Here is a 5,329-nt window from a genome sequence, read left to right as displayed (position 1 = left end):
CGCGATGTTGTCGCGATCGGCCAATGCGAAGAACCGCCGAATGTCATCGCCCCGGTAATCATGGCCGTAATAATAGGTGGCAGGTGTGGCGCCACTAGCACGAATCGCCGCCTCTAATTCATCGTCGGACAGCAACCGGTCGTGCGGCTGGCCGACCTTTTCCGCCCAGGCTGCGACCCGGTTCAACATGCGCCCCTGCGCCTCCAACCCGGGGAAATCCAGAACGACGATCGCAGGGTTGAGCGCAAAGCGCAGGACGGTCAGTTCGATCGGCCTTTCGACCCGGATCTCCGCCTCCGTCGCAAATGGGATTGTTGGCAGCGATACCGGCGTGACCACAGGCGGCGGATTGATGACTATCGCCCGTGGCGGTGCCGGTGTTGGCACTGGCGGCTTCGTCTGCGACCACCAGGCATATCCAGCGCCCAGAGCGCACACCGCAACAAGTGCCACAACCGCGGGGCCCCAGCGTCGCCGCCGGGGCCGCATAATCACCGTGTCGTCAATATCTCCAGCCACGGCGGCTCGCGAGGTCAGGCGCCGAGATTGACTACCTGGACCCGGCGGTTGCGGGGATCGGCGACCTGCGGCGGCGTCTGCACCAGCAATCCATCCTCACCCATACCCACCGGCTCCATCCGGGTGCGATCGAGACTGAATTTCGTTGCGAGATAGTCGACCACTGCTTCCGCACGCCGCGCAGACAATGCCTTATTCGTGTCCGGTGAGCCGACTGTGTCGGTATGGCCCTCGATCCGGAAGCGGTACGAGGACAGCGTCGCACTGGACAAGGCACGGCCCAGCGCATCCAATGTTCGAACCGCTTCCGGCGTCAATTGCGCCGAATTGGTTGCGAACTGAACAGTCAGGTTCACCGACGGAGCGCTGGGTGCTGCCTGCGGCTGGGCGGTTGCGGTTGTTGGACGCGCTGGGCGGGGACGTGCAGGAGCGGCCGAGCTGGATGCCGGGGCGACGGCGCTGGGCGGCTCGGCGACTGGGGCCGCTGGCGCCAACGGCCGAATACCGCGACCTGTGGCCGACAGCGTTCCGGTGGGTTGCAGAGACCGGATGATTTGGTCCTCCGATGGATTCCTCTGCGCCTGCGCACCTCCGGCTGCCAACAATAAGGCGGCGCCGACGGCGATTGCGGTGGTCCTCATGTATCGCTGCTCCCAGTTAGACGGCGGTTCGGACCCGGGTCGGATATGGCTATTGGTCGTACTGCTTGAAGCCGTAATTGTTCATCACCCATTTCAGAGTATACCCATATTTCGGATCGGTTGCGTATACACCTGTGAGTGCGTCGGCAAACGCCTCTGGATCGGTGGCCATCGTCATCGCCTGTTTGTAAGGCCCGCCGGTCGCGAGCAATTTGCCGTGAAGATCGAACGCTTCGCTCAGATTGGCGAATTTTCGGAACCGCGCGACGATGTATTTGCTCTCGCCGTTATAGACCTCGCGGGTTTGACTTTCGACCGCATCCTGCGCAGCCAGCGCTTTGATGCCGAACGGATTGTTGCTGTCCGGCGGCATCGACGCGCCCCAGGCGCTTTCGACCACCCACTGCGCCAGGGTGATGCTGGCAGGGACGTGCCATCGATTGCGCGACGCGATCGCGGCCTCCAGCACTTCCGGCGGCACCAGGCCGACATGGCCGAAATGCGGCGTCGGTGGCGGCGCGCCATTGACCAAGGGCCGCGCAGCGAGTGCGTAATATGTGGCGCTCCCAGGATCGATATGCCCGGTTGGCGGGCTCATGTTCATCACCACCGCCTGGAACGCCTCGATCGCGAGGACAGTCCCAGGGTCGGCCGTGCCGGTGACGGCAACGGGCGTGTGCGGTTTCGGCAAGCGATCGTTAAGCAACGATTGGATGACGAACACGTCCCCCGGGCTGTTAATCGCGTCCTGCCCGACCGAGGTAAAGATCGGCGGCGCAATGCGACCCATTTCATCCGTGGTCAAAACTTGCGGAGACGGAACCAAACCCAAAACGATTAGCCTCACCCCATGCGGCGAACCGTACGTATCGGAAACGCTACGATTTCGTGAGCGCGCACGCAAGGGTTGCCACGGGACCGTCGCGCCCCTTACACGATCGATCCACTTGCGGTAACGTAACGGTCAGGCAAGTGTCCTGGGGGGAATAGATGCCGCTCTCTACCGCACCGTCAGCAACGCTGGCCTAATGCATTGGGCCTGACACTGACGACATTGCGCTGCCCCGACTCGGCGGCGCCGGAAAGCCGCCAGGTGTCCGGTGGTGAGTTCAGCATCGGCCGCGGCCCGGGCAATGACTGGGTGCTTGCCGATCCAGATCGGCATTTGTCCAAACGCCACTGCGTGCTGGCGTATCGCTCCGGGCAATGGCAGCTATCGGATGTCAGTTCGAACGGGACGTTTGTTAACCGCGATACGCGTCCCGTGGGTGCCGGGACGACACGCACCCTTCGCACCGGCGATCGGTTGCGGGTGGGCGATTATGAAATTGAACTCACGATCGGGCAGGACGAACAATACAGCCCGATTTCGCTCATACCAGATCGTGAACCGGCCGGCCATCAGCCGACGGCCAACGGCTACACACCATCCATGCTCGACCCGTTTGGCGATGAGCCGTCCCAACCGGTAACCGGTTGGAACGCAGGCGATCCGCTGCTTCACGATTCGGAGATGGATGAGGCGGCGCAATCGGCCCGTTTGCCGTCCGATTTCGACCCGCTGCACGGCCCCGGCGACCCTTTTCAGGCCCGGACGCAATCCGACCACTCACCGTCCATCAGCGACGCCTTCCGACCGCCGCCGCCGCCGGCTATCGCCATTCCAGACGATTGGGATCTGGATCTGTCGCCGACGCCAGCCCCGCCACCAAGGCCGGCGGTGGTCGCACCCCCGATGATACCCGACGAAGACAGCGTGCTGGCGCCACCGCCGCGTCAACCGGAGCCCCGACCACTGCCGCCGCCATCACCTGCGCCACTGCCGCCCGTTGCCGTGGCGCCACCTGCACCGACCGCCGCCGCCGATGTCGCATTGCTGGCGGCGTTTCTTCGCGGCACGGGGTTGTCCGATGCCGACCCACCTGACCCGGTGCGCATGATGGAGGCCGTAGGGGCCACGCTGCGCGCCACGGTCGCTGGGATCCGCGAGACACTCATTGCGCGGGCCAGCATCAAGGGCGAGTTCCGGATCGAGCAGACTTTGGTGCGCGCCAGCGGCAACAACCCGCTAAAGTTCTCCGCCGGTGACGACGACGCAATGGCGGCGCTGCTCGGCATCGGGCGGCGCAACACCATGGCGCCGGATCGGGCGGTGACGGAGGCGATGCGCGATATGCGCCTTCACGAACTGGCAACCATGTCCGCCATGCAAGCCGCCATTCGCACGCTGTTGGGCAAATTCGACCCGGCCACTATCGAGAAAACCGTGGAAGCGAATGCACTGGACAAGTTGCCAGGCCAGCGCCGGGCTCGTGCATGGGACGCGTTTTCGGCGCTGCACCAACAAGTCTCCCACGCGCTCTCCGACGATTTTGACAGTGTGTTCGGCAAAGCCTTTGCCCGTGCCTACGAACAGGCGTTGCGCGATGCGACCGCCGGGGAGGACGACCATTGACCCGTCGCCGCACCATTCTGCTGCTGCCAGCACTGTTGTTGACGCGCTGCGGCCCGCCGCCACCCCCGCCGCCGCCCGCGCTGAAGCTTTCGATTCTATGCGGCGCGGATCAGAACCCGGATGCGTCCGGCCGGCCCTCGCCAGCCGCGATCCGCCTGTACTTCCTCAACGCCAGCGCCAAATTCGAACGCGCCGACGTGTTCGCGCTGACGGAGCGGGAGCGCGCGACGCTGGGCGAGGACGATGCCGGGTCGGAGGAATTCGTGCTGCGCGCCGGGGAGACCCGCATGATCGACCGTGTGCCGAAATCCGGCGTGCAATTCCTGGGCGTTACAGTGTTGTTCCGTGACATCGACCACGCCACCTGGCGCGCTGTGGCGCCAATCGCCGCCAGCGGACCGACCAATCTGGAACTGACGACCGCCGGCATCGTCGCCACGCTGCAGCCGGTGAAGGCTAAGAAGTGACCTGGACCAATCGCGTCGTCTGGCAGGAGGGCATGTTCCTCCGTGCCCAGCATTTCCAGCAACAGGATCGCTGGCTGGAAAGCTTCGTGCGCGGGCGCACCGCGGCATTGCGCCCCCATGGTTGGGGCATGGTGGAGGGCGCGGTCAATCGCGATTTGCTCGCTACCGGGCAGTTTGCCCTGTCGTCCGGCATCGGCGTGTTCGAGGACGGGACCCCCTTCGCCCTGCCCGGCGAAACCGACCATCCCGTGCCGCTCGAACTGGCGGACAGCGCGCGCAACGTCGTCGTCTACCTCGCCCTACCGGTGCGGCAGCCCGGTGCGGTGGAAATCGCCAGTGGTGCGACCTCCACCGCCGGGCGTTACGGGCTGCAGGAGTTCGAGGCGTATGACACCCACTCCGCCTCGCCCCAACCCGCCGGGCTGCAGGTTGGCCGCCTGCGCCTGCGTTACATGCTGGAGACGGAGAACCGCGCCGGCTATCTGTGCATCGGGTTGGCCCGGGTGGTGGAGGTCGCATCCGATCGCCGGGTCACGCTGGACGACCGTTGGATCGCCCCGGCGCTGGTCTGTTCCGCCGCGGCACCCCTAGCCGGGTTGCTGGCGGAGTTGTCCGGCATGCTGAACCAACGCGGCGAGGAATTGGCGGCGCGGCTCGTGGCGCCGGGCCAGCGCGGCGTGGCGGACGTGTCGGACTTCCTACTGCTGCAATCGATCAACCGTTCCCAAAAGCTGCTGAGTCATTGGGCAGATGCGGGCAATGTGCATCCGGTCGATCTTTATACCGCCCTGGTGCAAATGGCCGGTGATTTCGCGACGTTTACCGAGGCATCGCGGCGGCCTTCGGTGTATCCACCATATCGGCACGACGACCTGCAACGGTCCTACGCGCCCGTCATCGCGGATCTACGCCGCTCGCTTTCGGTCGTGATCGACCAGAATGCCACGCCGATCCCGTTGCAGGAGCGCCGGCATGGTGTGCGCGTGGGTGCCATCATGGATCGCGGCATCCTACGCGCCTCCAGCTTCGTGCTGACGGTGCAGGCGGACGTGCCGACGGAGACGCTGCGACGGTTGTTCCCGGCCCAGGTGAAGATCGGCGCGGTGGAGCAGATCCGCGAGCTGGTGAACGTGGCGCTGCCCGGCATCGCGCTCATCCCGCTTCCGGTGGCACCGCGACAATTACCGTTCTACGCAGGCGCCACCTACTTCGAACTCGACCGCAATTCGCCGCATTGGCAGAACATG

At 65.0% G+C, this 5,329-nt stretch carries 5 protein-coding genes and 1 pseudogene; 3 read left to right on the top strand and 3 right to left on the bottom strand.

Features of this window, described 5'->3' with window-relative positions:
* The 3 genes and pseudogenes from GSQ76_RS19865 to GSQ76_RS19855 form a co-directional block, all read right to left on the bottom strand.
* Window positions 1–387: pseudogene (locus tag GSQ76_RS19865) on the bottom strand (hypothetical protein); the annotation flags it as partial.
* A gap of 146 nt (window positions 388–533) precedes the next feature.
* On the bottom strand, window positions 534–875 hold the full coding sequence (locus tag GSQ76_RS32035; RefSeq protein WP_254070516.1) for an OmpA family protein: 342 nt from the start codon (window positions 873–875) through the stop codon (window positions 534–536).
* A 334-nt stretch (window positions 876–1,209) separates the two neighbouring features.
* Window positions 1,210–1,950: a glucosaminidase domain-containing protein gene (locus tag GSQ76_RS19855; RefSeq protein WP_158745852.1), complete on the bottom strand. Its 741-nt coding sequence runs from the start codon at window positions 1,948–1,950 to the stop codon at window positions 1,210–1,212.
* 243 nt (window positions 1,951–2,193) lie between these two features.
* Here GSQ76_RS19855 and tagH point away from each other — a divergent pair, with 243 nt between their 5' ends.
* The 3 genes from tagH to tssK form a co-directional block, all read left to right on the top strand.
* Window positions 2,194–3,615 carry a type VI secretion system-associated FHA domain protein TagH gene (tagH, locus tag GSQ76_RS19850; RefSeq protein WP_158745851.1) on the top strand — a complete coding sequence of 474 codons (1,422 nt, stop codon included), beginning with the start codon at window positions 2,194–2,196 and terminating at the stop codon, window positions 3,613–3,615.
* A complete protein-coding gene (tssJ, locus tag GSQ76_RS19845; protein WP_158745850.1) occupies window positions 3,612–4,082 on the top strand; it encodes a type VI secretion system lipoprotein TssJ in 471 nt (156 codons plus the stop codon). Before tagH ends, tssJ begins: the two co-directional genes overlap by 4 nt.
* Window positions 4,079–5,329, top strand: a 1,251-nt coding sequence (tssK, locus tag GSQ76_RS19840; RefSeq protein WP_158745849.1) for a type VI secretion system baseplate subunit TssK, incomplete at its 3' end; no start/stop codon positions are given. The genes tssJ and tssK, both read left to right, overlap by 4 nt.

Origin of the sequence: Acidisphaera sp. L21 (assembly GCF_009765685.1) — a bacterium.
Lineage (GTDB): Bacteria > Pseudomonadota > Alphaproteobacteria > Acetobacterales > Acetobacteraceae > LMUY01.
The sequence above is the reverse complement of the archived record's forward strand: the minus strand, read 5'-3'. Positions and strand labels throughout refer to the sequence as shown.